We start from the raw sequence: 19,695 nt of genomic DNA on the forward strand, positions 1-19,695 counted from the left end.
AAAAGATGACTACAAAACTAATGAATATTTTCGGAATATCTCTGATAATAAGATGAGTTATGATTCTCCTACAAGCTCATCTGGATTCTTCCGGATGATCGATTTGCTCGATCTTTAATGCCACTTTTTCGATAATCCTGCTCAGTTCCTCTTCCAATGGAATAACATTGAAATCTTCCCAAAAACGTTCATCGTATTTGAAATTCATGTCCGAAAAAACCGCATGAGTAGGTATCCGCTCGGTACGGGAAAAACGAACGACATGCTCTGTATCCACTCTGCAAGTCACCATCTCAAACCAAGTATGCAGTGTAGGGTTACTGAATAATACACGCTTCTTCTTCATTTTGAAATACAGATCGCCGCGAATATGATGGATATAATACGTTCCGTTCCATGGCTTATAAGAGATGGTATATACTACCTTCTGGGTAGTCAAGTTTACATTCTGCGCTTGCCGGACAACAAAAATCCGCGTAGCCCTCTTTATATATCGAGGTTGTACTTCAATACGGGCCTTCAGCAATGCACCATTTTCCGAATCGATATACAACTCGCCACAATAGAGCGGTTCTTTGACTCCCGGCTTTTGCCCGAAGCAGACTACATTGACACAACGATCGTCCAAAAACGTAATACCGCCGGAAGTATATACATATGGGTTATCCTCCGAATCGACCGACAGAAAATCGGGTAAATCCTTCATCACATCAAGTTGCAGGCAAGCCTGGATACCTGCCCGTATTTTAGCTATCAAACTGTCGGTATTTTCCCGGTTATTCATCCGGTTCATCTTCAACAATTTCACTTGGTCCGGCATCTCGGAGTCCAGCAAAGAACTTTTATATACTTTGAAAACTGCTTCCGTCAAGCTTTGAAATTTACCTTTCAATTGAACTCCTTCCCGATAGAACGTTGTCAGATAGACAGGATTCAACGAATAATTTTCTTTCCGGCACTCGATCATTTCCCGTAACAGCTTTCCGGGTTCTACCAACCGAATCAGAAGTTCCTGTAAAGGAACAACCTTCGGTTCCAGACTTAGTATGTTATCACGGTCAACCAAAACAGCCGCTTCAACATCCTGTGCTACATATCCCAGATGAGAAAAGGAAAGAGTGCAATGTCTTAAAGAATCCGGCAGATGAAGCCGGAACCCGCCATCTTTATTCGTAACATTTCCCATTGAAGTTCCCTGAATAGCGACAGATGCATTTACGATAGACTCTCCCGTCTCTTTGTCTCGCAATCTACCGGAAACCGTAAAATAGGCTGGATAAGACAGTCCGGTTTCTTTCTCTATTTCAGTTCTTCTGCCATCGGCATGTAAAATAAGGATATGCTGCCCTATCACCTTAAGTTCCAACGTTTTATTGCCTATTATCCCGTAAATGGCCTGTCGAACCGTACACTCTTTACTCTTTATCCTTACCACGGCATCATTGTTCACAATTTTACTATCGTAAACAAAAAGGTATCCGGAACATTCCGAAACCTTGCCTAATAAAGCATATACCGTACCTTTCATCTTAGGCAACCTGATGAGGCGATCAAGCACATCGTCTCCGTCTGCTCTCAGCGTACCGGCAGCAATGAGAAACAATCCCAAGAAGAACATAAAGAGACGGCAGTATTTCATAATTCTATATTTAAGAAACCGTTATTTGCCTATTATTTAGAGAGATCATCATCCAGCCTTATTAAAGATATTATTATCCGAAATGATTTAAAGAATTCTCATTCGGACAGTATCAATTTGCCGTCCTCGCGCGAACACTTCAAGCCCAATGCATAGCAGATCAATTCAGCAACCACTTCAGGAGAACTGTCCGAAAATTCAATAGTCAGTCTCCGTCGGTTTAAAGCTGGAGAGCCGACCTGTAACCGTAATGCGGAATTTTCATCATTCACCACCCGCAAAATATCTTCCAGACATTCATCCTTAAAACGTATATTTCTTGTATAACGTCCGGACTCGCCAGACTCCCGGGTATCACTCAGTTGCAACCGCTCTTCCTGCAATGTAACTGTCTTCCCGGCATCTACCAGTACACTGTGTCCTCCCTGCTTCATCGAAACCCTTACCCTGCCCCGTCGTACAGACAGGCAGAAAAGACCTTTTTCGTTACTGCGGACATTAAAAGCCGTACCCAACACTTCGATCCGCACTTTCTCTGTTTCGATCAGGAAAGTCTGTTCATGTTTTCTGGTCACATCAAAAAAAGCTTCTCCACGGAGATTTACTTCCCGCTTATCCGCAGCAAAGTGTTCGGGATATTTCAGAGTACTTTGTTGTCCTAAATAGACAATAGAACCGTCTTCAAGAGTTGTAACCAAAGTAGATGCTTCGCGATTTTCCTGTATCACCAAATTCAAGCCGGTATGCCTGTTTCCCGGTGCAATCCACAGAACCGATGCCAAGCAGACAGCTCCTATAAACACAGCCGCAGCCACCCTTCCCCATTTCAAGAAAAGCCTACGATGTATCGTCTCTTCTCCGGTGGCCGGAAGCAGATTATCTTGGTTCAAGCGGCTATATAAACGTTTCCACGCTACATCCGTCCTTGTACTATTTTTGTTCACTTCAATCATTTCGCTAAAATATAATCATCGATTTCTTTTCGTAAAGTACAGAGTGCTTTCGTCATCTCCGCCTCCACTGTCTTCACTGAAAGGGAGAGAGCCAGGGCAATCTCGGCATACTTTTTACCTTCCATACGATGCATCTCAAATATACGAAGCCGGCGTCCGGGGAGTTTGTCAAGCGTATGCCGAATCAGTGCCTGCAATTCTTCATACTCCAAATCCCGTTGGGGATCCGTTCCCTGCCCGAAAGTATCGGTAGCCAGTACATATTCGCGATGCCGCTCTTCAACTTCTTTATGGCGGCAATACTGAAGCGCTTCATTGCACGCTGCTTTGTACAGATAACTTTTAATTGACCGGAATATCTGTAATTTTTCCCGATCCTTCCAAAATAGATAGAATAGTTCTCCTACTATCTCCTCTGCCGTCTCCATTTCACCCGTAATGCCTGCTGCATACCAGCAAAGAGGAGAATAATAACGTCTGAAAACATTCTCAAACGCTTTTATATCACCCTCTTTTATCTTAGCCAGTATGAACAGTTCATTCAGCATATACCGGAATTATTGTGTTGGTATCAAATATAAGAAAAACTATCTGAAATCTAATGAGATTGCTTCTTCAATTTATCTACGGCATGTTCTAAAGACTCGGTAGGTTCAATAATATTATACTCTTTCCAGAAGTCTTCATTCCAATATTCGTTTACCAGGTCATAAAACACCTGTTTCTCTTTAAAAGCATTCTTATTGGAAATAGCCGTAAAGCCATCCTCTTGCCGGTCCGTCACCACCATTTCGGAAAATACCGTATAGCCGGAAGAGAACAGGCGTTTTTTCCAGTCGCACTTGAAGCGAATCGTATTCCAAATATAATTCAAATAGGTCTTTCCGTTCTGTTCCTTATAAGTCACCAGATAAGAAACCTCTTGTGGTTTGAACCGTAGCCCAAGAGGTTTCCGATGGAGAATAGCTTCTACGGCTTTCGTCTTATTCCGCATATCCAATGAAAACTCCGCACGAGTGAACGACAGCTTTTCAAAGTCAATATAAAATTTCCCGTAAAACAAAGCATACATTAAATTGACTCTTGGATGGAAGCTGACCACATAGTGCATACGGTTATCGAAATTCACCGGCTCTTCAAAGTAAAAATCGTAGAAATCTAAATCTCCTGTACTCAATAGTGCATTCTGGTTCTTCACTACATCAAGATAGATTGACAAACTGGGACCACCCACCACTTTTACAGCAAGCGTATCACTCGTCTTTTGACTCAACAGGCGTCGTCCTTTTTGGAGTTGTACCCGGTCATTAGCCGCTTCCCGGGTGGCATAGCTCGTTTTGTATACATCGATCACGGCTTCCGACACACTGATATAGCGACGCCTTTTTTGTACCGTCTCCCTATAAAATGCCGTGAGCATATTCGGACCCGATGAATAATTCACCGGTATTTTTCTGATAGCCTCTTCTACAATGGCACGCCCGTTATTGCCAAAAATCACAATTTCACTCAACAGATTAGGAGCCGGTATCATCCAGATAGTCAGATCGGATAAATCTTTGTTCCCCTTCAGAGAAATCTGGGTATTCAAATATCCGATGTGAGATACTTCCAACCCCCAGGCGCTTTCTGCATCCTTTATCTTCAAGGCAAACACTCCATCCGAATTCGTAACAGTACCTATATTCGTACCGGGAACAGATACATTTACATTTTCCAACTTTTTCTTATTTTCCTTATCTTTCACAACTCCTGTAACGGTGAAGTAATTTTCCACTTCTTCCTGTGCTTGCAAGGGAGTAATACCCAGTATCCCCCAAAGCATCAACCAACCGATTGCTATTCCAACTCGCTTTTTCATCTCCGTATAGTTTAAAAGGTGAATAATTCTTGTTTCTACCTATAAGATGGTTTGGAATTGGAAAACCCTATCAATATTTGGTAAAAAAGAAAATAAATAAAGGAAAGATTTTTATTCATAAGCAAGTTAATGTAAACACATAAAAATCATAAGAAAACAGTAATTTTAACAGAATATATGATTTTATCCTTACCTTTGTGTACATTGAGTTATCATACTCGAACAACAATCAAGAAAACCATACAGATACATAACAAGTTCAAATTATAAAACAACTTATTATATTGAATATATGTCAATATGGAGCAGACTCATAGGAATCAAGAAAACTGAGGACACAAACAATGTCATCGGTAATAAAACCACATCTGTACCATACGATACCTCACACTATAACTATACTATAATAGATATTGAGGTTAGTTTGAAGGAACATAAGATCCATGACATTGGAGCACTTCGCTACGATGGCGCCGCCTATCATAAAGCTTCGAAAGAAGAATTATTTGAATTTATTAATGAGACAGACTATATCTGCGGCCACAACATTATTCATCATGATGCTAAGTATCTGTTCGCAAACAAAACATGCCGTTGGATTTTAGTCGATACACTTTATGTATCACCTTTATTATTTCCGGAACGTCCTTACCATAGGCTTGTGAAAGATGACAAACTGACAAGCGAACAAATAAACAATCCGGTGAACGACTGCGAAAAAGCGAAAGCACTACTATTAGACGAAATAGCGCGCTGGCACTCATTGCCGAACGAAAAGCGCAGGCTATTTGCATCGCTGCTGAAGGATAAGAAAGAATTTAAGGGGTTCCTGAGTATGGTGGATGCGGAATATACTAATGAAGGAATACCTGAACTTATAAAAAAACTTTATGCAGGAAAGATTTGCCAACATGCCGACCTTGACATGCTTATCGAACAATATCCATGCGGATTGGCATATGCTTTGGCTTTGATTGATACTACCGATTATCGTTCCATCACTCCCGGATGGGTACTTCACAATTATCCGGAAGTGGAATTTATTGTAAAACTCCTACGTCACACCAGTTGCCAGAAAGGCTGTAACTATTGCAATACGCAATTAGATGTGCACCATAACTTAAAAGCATTTTTCGGATATGAACAATTCCGGACCTATGAAGGTGAACCACTACAGGAACAAGCAACTCAAGCTGCGGTAAAAGGCAAATCACTGCTGGCGATATTTCCTACCGGTGGAGGTAAATCGCTTACCTTCCAATTACCGGCACTAATGGCAAGACGTTCTGTACACGGACTTACGGTCGTCATCTCTCCCTTACAGTCACTAATGAAAGACCAAGTAGACAACCTTGCCGACAGAGGCATTACAGACGCTGTAACCATAAATGGAATGTTAGACCCCATCACAAGAGCACTGTCAATACAAAGAGTACAGGACGGAGAAGCCTCACTTTTGTATATATCTCCCGAAATGCTTCGCTCAAAAACTATTGAAAAGATATTGACAGCACGCCACGTTGTAAGGTTTGTGATAGACGAAGCACATTGCTTTTCTTCATGGGGGCAGGATTTCAGAGTTGACTATCTCTACATAGGCAAATTCATCCGAGAATACCAGCAAAAGAAAAAATGTAAAAATCCAATACCCATATCCTGCTTTACAGCTACAGCAAAACAGAAGGTAATACAAGACATCTGCGACTATTTCAAACAAACATTGAATTTAGAGTTAGAATTATTCGCATCAACGGCCTCAAGAACAAATCTGCGTTATTCTGTCATACATGCCGATAGTGACAATGACAAATATTTGAAACTAAGAGAGCTTGTGGCTGAATCCAATTGTCCGACAATTGTTTACGTATCACGTACCAAACGAACGAAAGAACTGGCAGCCAAATTGACCCGCGACGGTTATAAGGCACTACCTTTCAATGGTAAAATGGAAGCTGAGGAAAAAATTGCCAACCAAGACGCATTCATGAATGACCAAGTACACATTATCGTGGCTACGTCTGCATTCGGTATGGGAGTCGATAAAAAAGATGTTGGTCTTGTAGTACATTATGATATTTCCGATTCGTTGGAAAACTATGTTCAAGAAGCAGGCAGAGCCGGTCGTGATCCTAATCTCAGCGCACGTTGTTATGTGCTTTATAGTGACAATGATTTGGACAAGCATTTTATACTACTGAACCAGACAAAACTAAGTATCAGTGAAATACAACAAATATGGAAAGCGATAAAAGATCTTACCAGACAACGTATGAAAGTCAGTTGTTCTGCATTGGAAATTGCCCGGAAAGCCGGATGGGATGATTCGGTATCTGATATTGAAACCCGTGTACGAACAGCATTAGCAGCTTTGGAACAAAATGGATATTTGGTAAGAGGAAACAATGTACCTCATGTATATGCTACAGGTATCACTGTAAAGAATATGGATGAAGCAAGAAAACGCATATCAGCATCGCTGCTCTTTGACAGTGACGAAATAGAAAAGGCAGTCCGAATCATCAAATCATTGATATCTCAAAAACACATTGCCAAAGCCCAAAATCCAGAAGCAGAATCACGAATTGATTATCTGGCAGATATATTGGGGCTAAGTAAAAAAGAAGTAATATCCGTAGTAGAACGAATGCGACAAGAAGGTATATTGGCAGACAGTAAAGATATATCTGCCTACTTGCTGGATGCAGGTGACTCAGAACGAAAATCACAAACACTTCTCGAACGTTTTGCCAAACTTGAGCAATACATCCTCAACCATATTCCTGACGAATCTTTACGAATATCATGCAAGCAACTGAATGACAATGCAGTAAATGACGGAATCAATACATCCAAAGAAAAAGATATTCGGACACTACTCTATTTCCTCACCATCAAAGGCTATACTCGTAAAAAAGAGGATGCTGCCCGCAATATAGAAATAAGTCGTCAGGCAAACTTGGAATCAACCATCAAACGTTTTGAAAAACGATTGGAAATAAGTCGTTTCACCATAGAATGGTTGTACAGAATCGCCTCTGATACGGTAAAGGAGAATTCATCAAACAAGGCCATCCAATTCTCCGTAGTAGAACTTCTGAATCAAATAAAATCAAGCCCCCAATCCCTTTTCGGCACACTTGATGACATTCAGTTAGAAGATGTGGAAGAAGCACTTCTGTACTTATCAAAAATCGGTGCACTAAAACTTGAAGGTGGATTTCTGGTTCTTTATAACGCCATGAATATCCAGAGAATAAAAGACAATAAATCGAGATACAAGCAAGACGATTACCGGATGCTCAATGAATTCTACAAGCAGAAGATTCAACAAGTACATATTGTAGGCGAATATGCCAATCTGATGGTGAAGAATTACGACGCAGCCTTACGATACGTTCAAGACTATTTCCAGATGGATTACAGGAAGTTTGTCACAAAATATTTCAAAGGGGACAGAGTTAGTGAGATACAACGTAACCTGACACCACGGAAATACGAGCAATTGTTCGGGCAACTGTCCAAACGTCAAATGGAGATTATTTCCGATAAGGATTCGCGTTGCATTGTGGTTGCAGCCGGGCCGGGCAGCGGGAAAACACGAGTATTGGTCCACAAACTTGCCTCACTTCTGCTACTTGAAGACGTAAAACACGAACAGCTCCTGATGCTGACATTCTCAAGGGCAGCCGCTACGGAATTCAAACAAAGACTCATGGAGTTAATAGGCAATGCTGCCCATTTTGTTGAAATAAAAACCTTCCACTCCTATTGCTTCGACCTTCTGGGACGGATAGGAAATCTTGAAGATGCAAAAAATGTCGTTTCAAAAGCAGCCGAGATGATTGCCCAAGGGGAAGTAGAGCCAAACAAAATTGGCAAGACGGTGCTGGTCATAGACGAAGCTCAAGATATGGGAGTTGAAGAACATGCGCTTGTTAAGGCTCTGATGACCAACAATGAAGAAATGCGTGTGATAGCAGTGGGAGACGATGACCAAAACATCTATGAATTCCGTGGTTCCGATTCAAGCTATATGTACCGACTGACACAAGAAAGTGGAAGCACATTTGTCGAGATGACCGAGAATTACCGCAGTGCGCGCCATCCGGTGGATTTTGCCAACGGGTTCTTGAAAGCTATCGATAAAAGAATAAAAAGTGCGCCAATCATCTCCATGAGAAAAGAAGAAGGTTGGGTAGAAGTGACACGCCATCAATCAAAGTATATGTATCAGCCACTCGTCGAAAACTTGCTTCAACATAGGGATAAAGGCACTTCGTGTGTACTGACCCAAACAAACGAAGAAGCTGTCATCCTGGTGGCTCTTTTGCGAGAACATGGCATAAACTGTAAATTAATACAGTCAATGGACGGTTTACGCTTCTGGAATATGGCCGAGATAAGGTATTTCTTAAGATATATAGACAAACGAGTAAAAACGCCACTAATTACAGAAGAACTATGGGAGGAAACCAAGCATGTAACCTTTTCCACTTATGACAGGAGTCTAAGTTTGATGTATGTGAAGCGTTGTATAGAACAGTTTGAACAAACCAATAAGGTGAAATACCTGAGTGACTTCAAAGAATTTATATTTGAATCGTCAGTGGAAGACTTCTGCGATGTTTCAGGAGCCGATGTTGTAGTGTCGACCATTCATAAAGCCAAGGGCAGAGAATTTGACGATGTGTATATGCTCATATCCGATAATTATTCAAAAGACGCCCATCTGATGCGCCGGTATTATGTAGGAATAACTCGTACGAAAAACCGGCTGTTTGTACATACGAACGGAGATTGTTTTAATCGTTTAAATACAGACCGATATTTTGTCGACCAACGACAGTATGACATGCCCAAAGATGTTGTTCTGCAACTTTCTCACAAAGATGTCTATTTGGGATTTTTCAAAGAACGGAAGCAAGAAGTCTTAGCATTGAGAGGAGGGGATTCTTTGACTTACAATAATTTCTTTTTGTATAGTTCGCTAACCAATAAGCCTGTAGCAAAGTTATCATTAAAAATGCAGGATACATTATCAGAATGGGAAGAAAGAGGTTATAAAGTAAAATCCGCATCTGTACGATTTGTTGTGGCATGGAAACCCAAAGATGCACAAAAAGACGAATCAGAAACAGCTGTTCTTTTAGCAGATTTGATTCTTTCTTCATAAGTTAAGATACATGAAATTGCTACAATCACTACCTTTTAATGATATGAAATAATTAGTTATCAACGATGGCATTGATGATACGTACAAGATCATTTCCCGTAATATTTTCATTAATTCTTTGAGGAAATGGTACTGCTTGGTTAGGGTATGTAAGGACGAAAATGTAACTTTGCCATAAAGAACAACTTATATACCTAAAGCTACATCTTTAGGCAATGACAAAGCCTTGGCTTGAGAAAGTCTGGTCTTGGTGCATAAAAAAGGAGATGTGCCGTTATCGGCACACCTCCTTTTATTTTTATATCTGTTCTTAATCTATCGATAATTATCGACCTTACTTCACTTCCTCAAAATCCGCATCCTGAATATGTTCGTCCTGTCCACCGTTGGACTGACCACCACCGGATTGTCCGGCGTTCATATCAGGACCGGCTTGTGCACCACCTTGGGCACCGCCCTGAGCGTACATCTCTGCACTTGCAGCTTGGAATGCAGTATTCAATTCGGCCATAGCACTGTCAATAGTTGCCAAATCCTGAGCCTTGTGAGCATCCTTCAGTTTCTGCAAAGCAGCTTCGATCGGAGCTTTCTTATCAGCAGGCAACTTGTCACCTAATTCTTTCAGTTGATTTTCAGTTGAGAAAATCATACTGTCAGCTTGATTTAACTTGTCGATCTTTTCACGTTCTTTCTTATCAGCTTCAGCGTTTGCTTCGGCTTCAGCTTTCATCTTTTCAATTTCTTCTTTGCTCAAACCACTGGAAGCTTCGATACGGATAGCTTGTTCTTTACCTGTAGCCTTATCTTTAGCAGATACCTTCAGAATACCGTTGGCATCGATATCGAATGTAACTTCAATCTGAGGAACACCACGACGAGCCGGAGCAATACCTGTCAAGTTAAACTGACCGATAGATTTATTCTGCGCAGCCATCGGACGTTCGCCTTGCAATACATGAATGGTCACTTCAGTCTGGTTATCGGCAGCCGTAGAGAAAGTTTCGCTCTTACGTGCAGGAATCGTTGTATTAGCGTCAATCAATTTAGTCATTACACCACCTAAGGTTTCGATACCCATTGACAACGGAGTAACGTCCAACAACACCACACCCTTAATCTCATCTGTTAAAACAGCACCTTGCACAGCAGCACCTACCGCTACTACTTCATCCGGGTTAACACCCTTAGAAGGAGCTTTGCCGAAGAAGTCTTCAACTAACTTCTGAACAGCCGGTATACGTGAAGAACCACCAACAAGGATTACTTCGTCAATATCAGCATTATTCAAACCGGCATCCTGCATAGCTTTCTTGCAAGGTTCAAGACAAGCCTGAATCAAGCTATGAGCCAAAGATTCGAATTTTGCACGAGTCAAAGTCTTAACCAAATGCTTAGGCACACCTCCTACCGGCATAATGTACGGTAAGTTGATTTCTGTACTTGTAGAAGAAGACAATTCGATCTTTGCCTTTTCTGCAGCTTCTTTCAGACGTTGCAAAGCCATCGGATCTTGAGTAAGATCGGCACCTTCGTCTTTCTTGAATTCTTCAACCAACCAATTAATGATTACTTGGTCGAAATCATCACCACCCAAGTGAGTGTCACCGTTTGTAGAAAGTACTTCGAACACACCGCCACCGAACTCAAGGATAGAAATATCAAATGTACCTCCACCAAGGTCGAATACGGCAATCTTCATATCTTTGTGAGCCTTGTCAAGACCATAGGCCAACGCAGCAGCCGTCGGTTCGTTTACGATACGTTTTACTTCCAATCCGGCAATCTGACCAGCTTCTTTAGTAGCCTGACGTTGTGAATCCGAGAAATAGGCAGGAACTGTGATAACGGCTTCCGTTACTTCCTGTCCCAGATAATCTTCAGCAGTCTTTTTCATTTTCTGCAAAATCATTGCAGATATTTCTTGAGGAGTGTAAAGACGACCGTCGATGTCGACACGCGGCGTGTTATTATCGCCTTTTACCACTTTATATGGAACGCGAGCTACCTCTTTCTGTACTTGATCCCAATTTTCACCCATGAAACGTTTGATAGAAAAAATCGTACGTTTCGGGTTTGTGATAGCCTGACGTTTAGCAGGATCACCTACTTTACGTTCGCCACCGTCCACGAATGCAACGATAGAAGGAGTCGTACGTTTACCTTCACTATTTGCTATTACTACCGGTTCGTTTCCTTCAAATACGGAAACACATGAGTTTGTAGTTCCTAAGTCAATACCAATAATTTTTCCCATAATCTTTATACTTTTATATTATTATTATTCAAATTTCCTTTTGTCCGGCTGTTGTCTTATTCCTTATTTCTAAGGGTATCTTCCAAACGGACGACAATCTAAAAACAAACCGTATGCCAAAAGGAAATTACATTAGTCAGTGACATATTTTCTGCCAAAAAGACAGTTTTTAACTACATAGCTTGTGCAATAGATGCAAACATAACCCGCAGTTGACTCATACAACAAATGTAACTGACTCTGGTTCGATACGGAAAAATAAAATTATGTTTCTTCACGGGAAGATATAACAAACAGCCTTTCTCTCCCAACTGCCATACTGGCGGACCGTACATTTTTTAATGGGAATTATAGAGCCTGTTTAAATTTTGCCCAGCATTATTTTGAGAGGAAAATTCAAACAAGCCCTACATTTTATAATTAAGGATAGAGCCATAAGTACATAATACATCCAAGTCTGTAAATCAACAGACCCGGATACACATGCATTGCATATCCGGGTCTATCTCTTCCCCCTACTTATGTAGAGCAAGATTATTTCTATATATAGTATTGACTACTTCTTGACAAGTACCAATACCAATGTTCCATTTGCATCATACAGTCCGATACCGCCACCGGCAAGCTTACCAAAAGATTTCACTTCATTCAGTGCACCCATGATTTTTCCTTCTGTTTCCATATCGGGACAGGCCATCATGGTAGACGCCATACCCGGAAAAGAGATCGAAAGAGCATTTCCTTCTTCTGTTTTAAAACCGCCGTTTATCAGGTTACATCCTGCATTACCATGCACTCTCTGCTCTTTTACGTCAAAAGCAATAAAAGGCTGTTTTTCCATTCCTGTAGGAACGGCTTCACCATTCACATCCGTAATTTTCCACTCTCCCTGCAAATCCGCAACCTTCACATCGGCAGCTTTCTTTGCAAGGATAACAACCGGACGATTGGAAGCATTACAAAGAGCCATATTCTCTTTTCCCATTTTTTTATATCCTTTCACCTGTGCCAAGGCACCCAATACATTCTGTTCCAAAGTCATATCCGGACAGGCCATACGAGTACTCCCCAATGCCCCCAAATCAATGGTACCAGGTTTGGCATTCACATCAACCGAACCGATAATACGATTACAGCCACTATATCCGTACACTTTTCCAGTAGTGGTATCAAAGCCTATAAAAGGAAGTTGCTGACCCTGACCCGGCACGACAGCCGAACCGTTTATTTCAATAATATTCCATTCACCGTTCATAGAAGACAAAGAGAGGGCCTCTTTTGAAGAACGGCAAGAAAACATTACAAGTGCTGCACTTGCAATAAAAATAGAAACAATTACTTTTCTCATTATTCAATAACGTTTAAGTTAAATATCGGTGCAAATATATTGAAAATAACATAAAGTTCATACATTTGTCTAACAAATATCAACAGTCCGAGCCATTCAATAGTTCATTAACGCCTAATTAAAGATGAAAGAAACCATATTTATCTTACTTTTTATCATTCCGGGAATGATAACCATTACTGCTCAAAATGATTACATTGTGAAAACCTTTCAACAGACAGACAGTAATATGAGCGAAGAAGATCGGTTTGTTGAAAGTAACTTTCCGTTAATAACCTTATGCAAATGGACACCGGGATTGAAATTCATGTTTATCCCCGATGGCAACGACCTGTTTGTACCTGTCTTCAATTCTTATGAAACCGGAAAAGAGGCAGACAGCAGCAAACTTAAACACAGATTCTTTGAGTTTCAAGGTATCGAAGAAAAAGCAAAAGAGATTCATGTAGGCACCAATTATTCCACCCGTTTTATCTTTAACTGTGAAGGGAATAAATACTATTATGAATTTAAGGGGCAGAGACTTGATGACATTTGTGAACGGAATCCTCGTGCCAGTATTAACGGACTGGTATATCTACCTGACGTAGACACTGCACGAAATTTACTTATCGGAAAAGTTGTTTACACAAACTTTACTACTGCACGGGTAGATGACAGTAACAGTTATGCCGGTTATAAAACAATAACCATCCCCAAAGATGAGAAAGTAACCATTACAAATATCGGAGTCGGAAGTAAATCATATCCCGTAAAAGTGATTTTCGAAGATACGGCAGGCAATTCATACTATACTGAAGTAGCCCTGTCGAGAACAAACTCCGGAATGGATAAATCCGACTTTCAGGCAGAGAAAAAAATGAAATATTTTCCGAATGCATTTTCTTTCAATAACCGACAAACACTAACGGCAGAGAACTTAAAAAACAAATACACGGGTATGGCTGTTTATCCCAAACAGACAATGAGTGTGAAATGTTTTATAAATGTAGACGGAAGGAAAACAGAAAATCAAGTACGCTTATTACGTTACACTTCACTGCATATAAAAGATATTGAGATAAAACTCCCTGAGACAAAAGCAAAATTAACTCTTGAAGATGTAAACGGAAGTATTTTTGAACTTGAAGTTGATTTGAAATATGACATTATTACCAAAAATGAAAACTATATAGAAGATCTACTGGCTTTTGGAGATATCCGTAAACAGTATCCACATACCACAGAGGAGAACTGGAAGCTCATTTCTCAAGGCGAAGTGCAAGAGGGAATGACAACCGATGAATGCCGTCTGGCACTCGGCAATCCCATCCAGATAGAATTCAAACAAGACACCCGGTTCGAGACTTGGCTGTATGCACGGAAAATGCTGGAATTCGAAAGCGGACGGTTACTTCGTTATAAATAAATAAGGAAAGTAGGAACGGTTTTCTGAAAATAATGCCGTATATTTGTTCCATAAACAATTCTTAAATTCTTAATTTTAAATTCTTAATTAAAGAAATGGGTAGAGTTCTTATTATCGGTGCGGGCGGTGTAGGTACCGTTGTTGCACACAAAGTGGCACAAAATGCCGATGTATTTACTGACATCATGATTGCCAGCCGTACTAAATCCAAATGTGACGATATAGTAAAAGCAATTGGCAATCCCGATATAAAAACGGCTAAAGTAGACGCAGATAACGTAGATGAACTGGTAGCTTTGTTCAATGACTTCAAACCGGAAATGGTAATCAATGTTGCCCTCCCCTATCAAGATCTCACCATCATGGAGGCCTGCCTTAAAGCCGGAGTAAACTATCTGGACACAGCCAATTATGAGCCTAAAGACGAGGCTCATTTTGAATACAGTTGGCAATGGGCTTATCACGAACGTTTTAAGGAAGCCGGATTGACAGCTATTCTCGGTTGCGGTTTCGATCCGGGGGTAAGTGGTATTTATACAGCCTATGCGGCAAAACACTACTTTGATGAAATACAATATCTGGATATCGTTGACTGTAATGCCGGTAATCACCACAAGGCATTCGCTACCAATTTCAATCCGGAAATCAATATTCGCGAAATTACTCAGAATGGCCGTTATTATGAAAACGGCAAATGGGTAACCACCGGCCCGTTGGAAATTCACAAAGACCTGACTTATCCGAACATCGGTCCGCGTGATTCATATTTGCTCTATCACGAAGAGCTCGAATCATTGGTAAAACATTTCCCCAGTATCAAACGCGCCCGATTCTGGATGACTTTCGGACAGGAATATCTGACGCACCTGCGTGTAATCCAAAACATAGGTATGGCCCGTATCGATCCGATTAATTACAATGGCGTAGAAATCATTCCGCTACAATTCCTCAAAGCCGTTTTGCCTAACCCACAAGATTTAGGTGAGAACTACGAAGGAGAAACTTCCATCGGTTGTCGTATCCGTGGTTTAAAGGATGGAAAAGAACGAACTTACTACGTATATAATAACTGCAGTCATCAAGAAGCCTACAAAGAGACGGGAATGCAGGGAGTAAGTTATACTACCGGTGTGCCGGCCATGATCGGTGCCATGATGTTCTTCAAAGGTGAATGGAAACGTCCGGGCGTAAACAATGTGGAAGAGTTTAATCCGGATCCGTTTATGGAACAACTAAACAAACAGGGACTGCCTTGGCATGAAGTGTTTGATGGTGACTTAGAACTATAAGAATGGATTTCTATCGATTATTAAAACTATTCGGTAAACTGAAAAGTCCCAAAGCAAGACTCCTCGGGTTGTATGTAATGCATACGGCCCGAAGAAGATATATAGGAATATATCTGGATCCGGTATTAAGTTGTAACTTCCGTTGTAAAATGTGTTATTTCAGCGATGAGGAAAAAAGAAAAGAAATGCATGGCATACTCTCCGAACAGGACATGGAGACCATTGCCAAAGCTCTTTTTCACCGCGCGTTAAAGTTGCAGATAGGATGTGGCGCCGAACCCAGTCTTTACAAAAATCTGACTGGTATCGTTCGTTTAGGCAAACAATACAATGTGCCATACATATCGCTCACAACCAACGGTAATCTGTTGACAAAGGAACAATTATTCAGCATGGCAGAAGCCGGTCTGGACGAAATTACGCTTTCTACACACGGTATCCGTAAAGAAACGTACGAACATTTAATGACGAACGGCAAATATGATCTTTTTCTGCAACTGCTGGATAATTTGAAAGAGGTTAAAAAACAATACCCGGACTTCAGAATTCGCATTAACTATACGATGAATGAGGATAACACCGAAGAGTTGAAAGATTTTTGGAAAGTATTCGGAGACATCCCTCTGAACATCCTACAACTGCGTCCTGTACAGGAAATAGGCAATAGCGAGTATCAGAACTTCAGCCTTCAGAAAATATCCGAATTGCTCGACAGTGTAGTCAATCCGTTAGTAGAAGAATGTAAACGAAAAGGAATCATCTGCATGGCTCCTGAGCATAAGAACCTACAAATACTAGAACAGGAAACACCGGATAAAGATAAAACGTTTGAAGAACTGACTTACTGTTATGTATCGGCTCGCTCGTGTTGGAATGAAGATTTCGATTATCATACAGAGACTTTCGAATCTTACTGCCGGCGAAAACGAATGGGGAAGTATATATTGCAAAAGTTATTTTCCAGAACAGAGAATAAACTGGATAAACCCAAACATGTGACGAGAAAGATGAACTATTCAGTAAAATAAACCTTATTATAATTATGGGATTAAAGGTAGGAGATAAAGCTCCCGAATTATTAGGAGTAAACGAAAATGGCGAAGAAATACGCCTGAGCAGCTATAAAGGAAAGAAAGTCGTGTTGTATTTCTATCCTAAAGATAATACCTCCGGATGTACCGCACAAGCTTGTAGCTTACGTGATAACTATTCGGAACTGCGTAAGGCCGGTTATGAAGTTATCGGCGTAAGTGTAGATGACGAGAAGTCACATCAAAAGTTTATTGCGAAAAATAATCTCCCTTTTACACTGATTGCCGATACGGACAAGAAATTAGTAGAACAATTTGGAGTATGGGGAGAAAAGAAACTGTACGGACGTGCATACATGGGGACATTCCGTACTACTTTCCTTATTAACGAAGAAGGAATCATAGAACGGATCATTACCCCGAAAGAGGTTAAAACCAAAGAACATGCTGCACAAATTCTACAATAAATAAAAAAAGCATTAACCATACATCGTAAACAAGTAAATTGTAAATAGAAAAATGGCAAAAAAAGATGAACTTAATTTTGAAACAGATAATAATATGGCATCAAGCGAAAAATTAAAAGCCTTACAGGCTGCCATGGACAAGATAGAAAAGAGCTTCGGTAAAGGTTCTATCATGAAAATGGGTGACGAAGTTGTTGAACAGGTAGATGTGATCCCCACCGGCTCTATCGGGCTGAATGCGGCATTAGGCGTAGGTGGCTTCCCCCGTGGAAGAATAATTGAAATCTACGGTCCGGAATCTTCCGGTAAAACGACTCTGGCTATCCACGCCATTGCTGAAGCACAGAAAGCAGGAGGTATCGCAGCATTTATCGATGCAGAACACGCTTTCGACCGTTTTTATGCAGCCAAGTTAGGCGTAGATGTAGACAATCTTTTCATTTCTCAGCCGGACAATGGAGAACAAGCATTGGAAATAGCCGAACAACTAATCCGCTCTTCTGCAATCGACATTATCGTAGTAGACTCGGTAGCTGCTCTGACTCCTAAAGCAGAAATTGAAGGTGATATGGGTGATAACAAAGTCGGTTTACAAGCCCGCCTTATGTCGCAAGCATTACGCAAACTGACTTCTGCCGTAAGTAAAACCCGCACAACTTGTATCTTTATCAACCAGTTACGTGAGAAAATCGGTGTAATGTTCGGTAATCCGGAAACAACAACCGGTGGTAATGCACTGAAATTCTATGCTTCCGTACGTCTGGATATTCGTGGTTCACAACAAATTAAAGATGGAGAAGAAGTTATCGGTAAGCAAACTAAAGTAAAGGTTGTAAAAAACAAAGTAGCACCTCCTTTCCGTAAAGCAGAATTTGATATCATGTTCGGTGAAGGCATCTCTCATTCCGGCGAGATCATTGATCTGGGAGCAGAGATGGGTATCATCAAAAAAAGCGGTTCATGGTACAGCTATAATGATACCAAACTCGGACAAGGACGTGATGCAGCCAAACAATGCATTGCTGATAATCCGGAACTGGCTGAAGAACTGGAAGCATTGATATTTGAAAAGCTGAAAGAACACAAGTAAATTATAGAAATTAAAAGAGTTAAGGCTGTGCTGTATACCGGTTTATATTCCGTTATCAGCGCAGCTTTATTTTTTATTTATAGAATATTTTTCTTTTCTTTGTAACAACATCTACCGGATTACGTCTTACTGGTATAAACACATTGCTACTAAAAAGCCCATGGACGCTGAGAGTTTTAAAAAAGAATTTCTACCTCTTCACCGCAAACTTTACCACATAGCCTACCGGCTATTGGAAAATGAAGCCGATGCCGAAGATCTGGTACAGGAAGCTTACTTAAAGCTATGGGATAAACGGGAAGGATTGGCAATCATCAGTAATCCGGAAGCATTCAGCGTGACACTCGTTAAAAATATGTGTTTTGATCTTTTACGCTCAGGAAAATATACTGCCAATAAACAAACAGTAGAGTTAAACGGTATCCATTATACCTGTCCGGCAGATGATATGGAAACCCGGGATGAAGTCCGGCAAGTAAAAAACATCATAGCGCAACTGCCCGAGCAACAACAAAAAGTGGTCATACTCAGAGATGTAAAAGAATGCTCGTATGAAGAAATAGAACATATTACCGGGCTAAATTCCATAAATATACGTGTGCTACTATCAAGAGCAAGAAAAAGAATTCGTGAACAATTTAATAAACTGAACAACTATGAGAGTCGAAGAAATTGAAAGGTTACTGGCCGAATTTTACGAAGGAAATACCAGCGAGAACCAAGAAGAAAAGTTGAAGAAATACTTCGAAACACAGAATGTCCCTGAACATCTGGAAAAAGATAAGAGATTATTTCTTTGCTTTCATAAAGATGTACCCGTGGAAGTACCCGCAGCGCTGGAAGACAAATTAAGCCGGATGATCGACACGAAAGAACAAGAGGAAATACACTTTTTCCGTAAAAATAAATCAAAGCGCAATTGGCGCTGGGTTGGTGGAATAGCTGCCAGCATAGTATTGTTGTTCGGACTCGGGTACAGTATCAGTAACATAAGCGACACAATGGAGAAACCTAAAGAAACCTTTACGGATCCGGAAGTGGCTTACGAAGTACTACAGGCCACCTTAATGGAAGTTTCTATGGGATTGAACAATGGAGTAGATGAAATGATAGACACTCAAAAAGATATCAGAAGAACAAACAGAGAGATAAAAAAGGATCTACAATTACAATAGAACAGCA

At 40.7% G+C, this 19,695-nt stretch carries 14 protein-coding genes; 8 read left to right on the forward strand and 6 right to left on the reverse strand.

Features of this window, described 5'->3' with window-relative positions; genetic code table 11:
* Positions 1-76: 76 nt before the first annotated feature.
* The 4 genes from HMPREF1532_RS02430 to HMPREF1532_RS02445 all read right to left on the reverse strand — a co-directional run bounded on the left by HMPREF1532_RS02430 (position 77) and on the right by HMPREF1532_RS02445 (position 4,453).
* Entirely contained in the window at positions 77-1,639 is a 1,563-nt protein-coding gene (locus HMPREF1532_RS02430) for a carboxypeptidase-like regulatory domain-containing protein (protein ID WP_007478273.1), read from the reverse strand.
* A 98-nt stretch (positions 1,640-1,737) separates the two neighbouring features.
* Positions 1,738-2,592 (reverse strand): FecR family protein, encoded by an 855-nt coding sequence (locus HMPREF1532_RS02435; RefSeq protein ID WP_005924311.1) that lies wholly within the window; start codon positions 2,590-2,592, stop codon positions 1,738-1,740.
* Positions 2,589-3,140 carry an RNA polymerase sigma-70 factor gene (locus tag HMPREF1532_RS02440; RefSeq protein WP_005924314.1) on the reverse strand — a complete coding sequence of 184 codons (552 nt, stop codon included), beginning with the start codon at positions 3,138-3,140 and terminating at the stop codon, positions 2,589-2,591. Before HMPREF1532_RS02440 ends, HMPREF1532_RS02435 begins: the two co-directional genes overlap by 4 nt.
* A 50-nt stretch (positions 3,141-3,190) precedes the next feature.
* The gene (locus HMPREF1532_RS02445; RefSeq protein WP_005924317.1) at positions 3,191-4,453 is read right to left on the reverse strand and encodes a carboxypeptidase-like regulatory domain-containing protein; all 1,263 of its coding nucleotides are present in this window, start codon (positions 4,451-4,453) and stop codon (positions 3,191-3,193) included.
* Between the two features lie 292 nt (positions 4,454-4,745).
* Between HMPREF1532_RS02445 and HMPREF1532_RS02450 the strand changes: the two genes are divergently transcribed.
* On the forward strand, positions 4,746-9,626 hold the full coding sequence (locus HMPREF1532_RS02450; protein WP_005924320.1) for a RecQ family ATP-dependent DNA helicase: 4,881 nt from the start codon (positions 4,746-4,748) through the stop codon (positions 9,624-9,626).
* A 334-nt stretch (positions 9,627-9,960) separates the two neighbouring features.
* Here HMPREF1532_RS02450 and dnaK read toward each other — a convergent pair whose 3' ends face one another.
* Both dnaK and HMPREF1532_RS02460 read right to left on the reverse strand, forming a co-directional pair.
* A complete protein-coding gene (dnaK, locus tag HMPREF1532_RS02455; RefSeq protein WP_005924323.1) occupies positions 9,961-11,880 on the reverse strand; it encodes a molecular chaperone DnaK in 1,920 nt (639 codons plus the stop codon).
* 556 nt (positions 11,881-12,436) lie between these two features.
* Entirely contained in the window at positions 12,437-13,228 is a 792-nt protein-coding gene (locus HMPREF1532_RS02460; RefSeq protein WP_005924326.1) for an META domain-containing protein, read from the reverse strand.
* 124 nt (positions 13,229-13,352) lie between these two features.
* On the opposite strand from HMPREF1532_RS02460, the gene HMPREF1532_RS02465 reads away from it, so the two are divergent.
* The 7 genes from HMPREF1532_RS02465 (at position 13,353) to HMPREF1532_RS02495 (ending at position 19,688) form a co-directional block, all read left to right on the forward strand.
* The gene (locus tag HMPREF1532_RS02465) at positions 13,353-14,636 is read left to right on the forward strand and encodes a hypothetical protein (RefSeq protein WP_005924328.1); all 1,284 of its coding nucleotides are present in this window, start codon (positions 13,353-13,355) and stop codon (positions 14,634-14,636) included.
* A 95-nt stretch (positions 14,637-14,731) separates the two neighbouring features.
* Complete coding sequence (locus HMPREF1532_RS02470) at positions 14,732-15,925, forward strand: saccharopine dehydrogenase family protein (protein ID WP_005924331.1); 1,194 nt, start codon at positions 14,732-14,734, stop codon at positions 15,923-15,925.
* Positions 15,926-15,927: 2 nt separating this feature from the next.
* Complete coding sequence (locus HMPREF1532_RS02475) at positions 15,928-16,953, forward strand: radical SAM protein (protein ID WP_005924333.1); 1,026 nt, start codon at positions 15,928-15,930, stop codon at positions 16,951-16,953.
* 14 nt (positions 16,954-16,967) lie between these two features.
* Positions 16,968-17,423, forward strand: coding sequence for a thioredoxin-dependent thiol peroxidase (bcp, locus tag HMPREF1532_RS02480; RefSeq protein ID WP_005924336.1), 456 nt, complete (start codon positions 16,968-16,970; stop codon positions 17,421-17,423).
* Positions 17,424-17,475: 52 nt separating this feature from the next.
* A complete protein-coding gene (gene recA, locus HMPREF1532_RS02485) occupies positions 17,476-18,513 on the forward strand; it encodes a recombinase RecA (protein WP_005924339.1) in 1,038 nt (345 codons plus the stop codon).
* Positions 18,514-18,673: 160 nt separating this feature from the next.
* The gene (locus HMPREF1532_RS02490) at positions 18,674-19,189 is read left to right on the forward strand and encodes an RNA polymerase sigma factor (RefSeq protein ID WP_005924341.1); all 516 of its coding nucleotides are present in this window, start codon (positions 18,674-18,676) and stop codon (positions 19,187-19,189) included.
* A complete protein-coding gene (locus HMPREF1532_RS02495; protein WP_005924344.1) occupies positions 19,170-19,688 on the forward strand; it encodes a hypothetical protein in 519 nt (172 codons plus the stop codon). The genes HMPREF1532_RS02490 and HMPREF1532_RS02495 overlap by 20 nt, the downstream gene beginning before the upstream one ends.
* The last annotated feature ends 7 nt before the right edge of the window (positions 19,689-19,695 follow it).

The organism is Bacteroides salyersiae WAL 10018 = DSM 18765 = JCM 12988 (genome assembly GCF_000381365.1).
GTDB classification, from domain to species: Bacteria; Bacteroidota; Bacteroidia; order Bacteroidales; family Bacteroidaceae; genus Bacteroides; species Bacteroides salyersiae.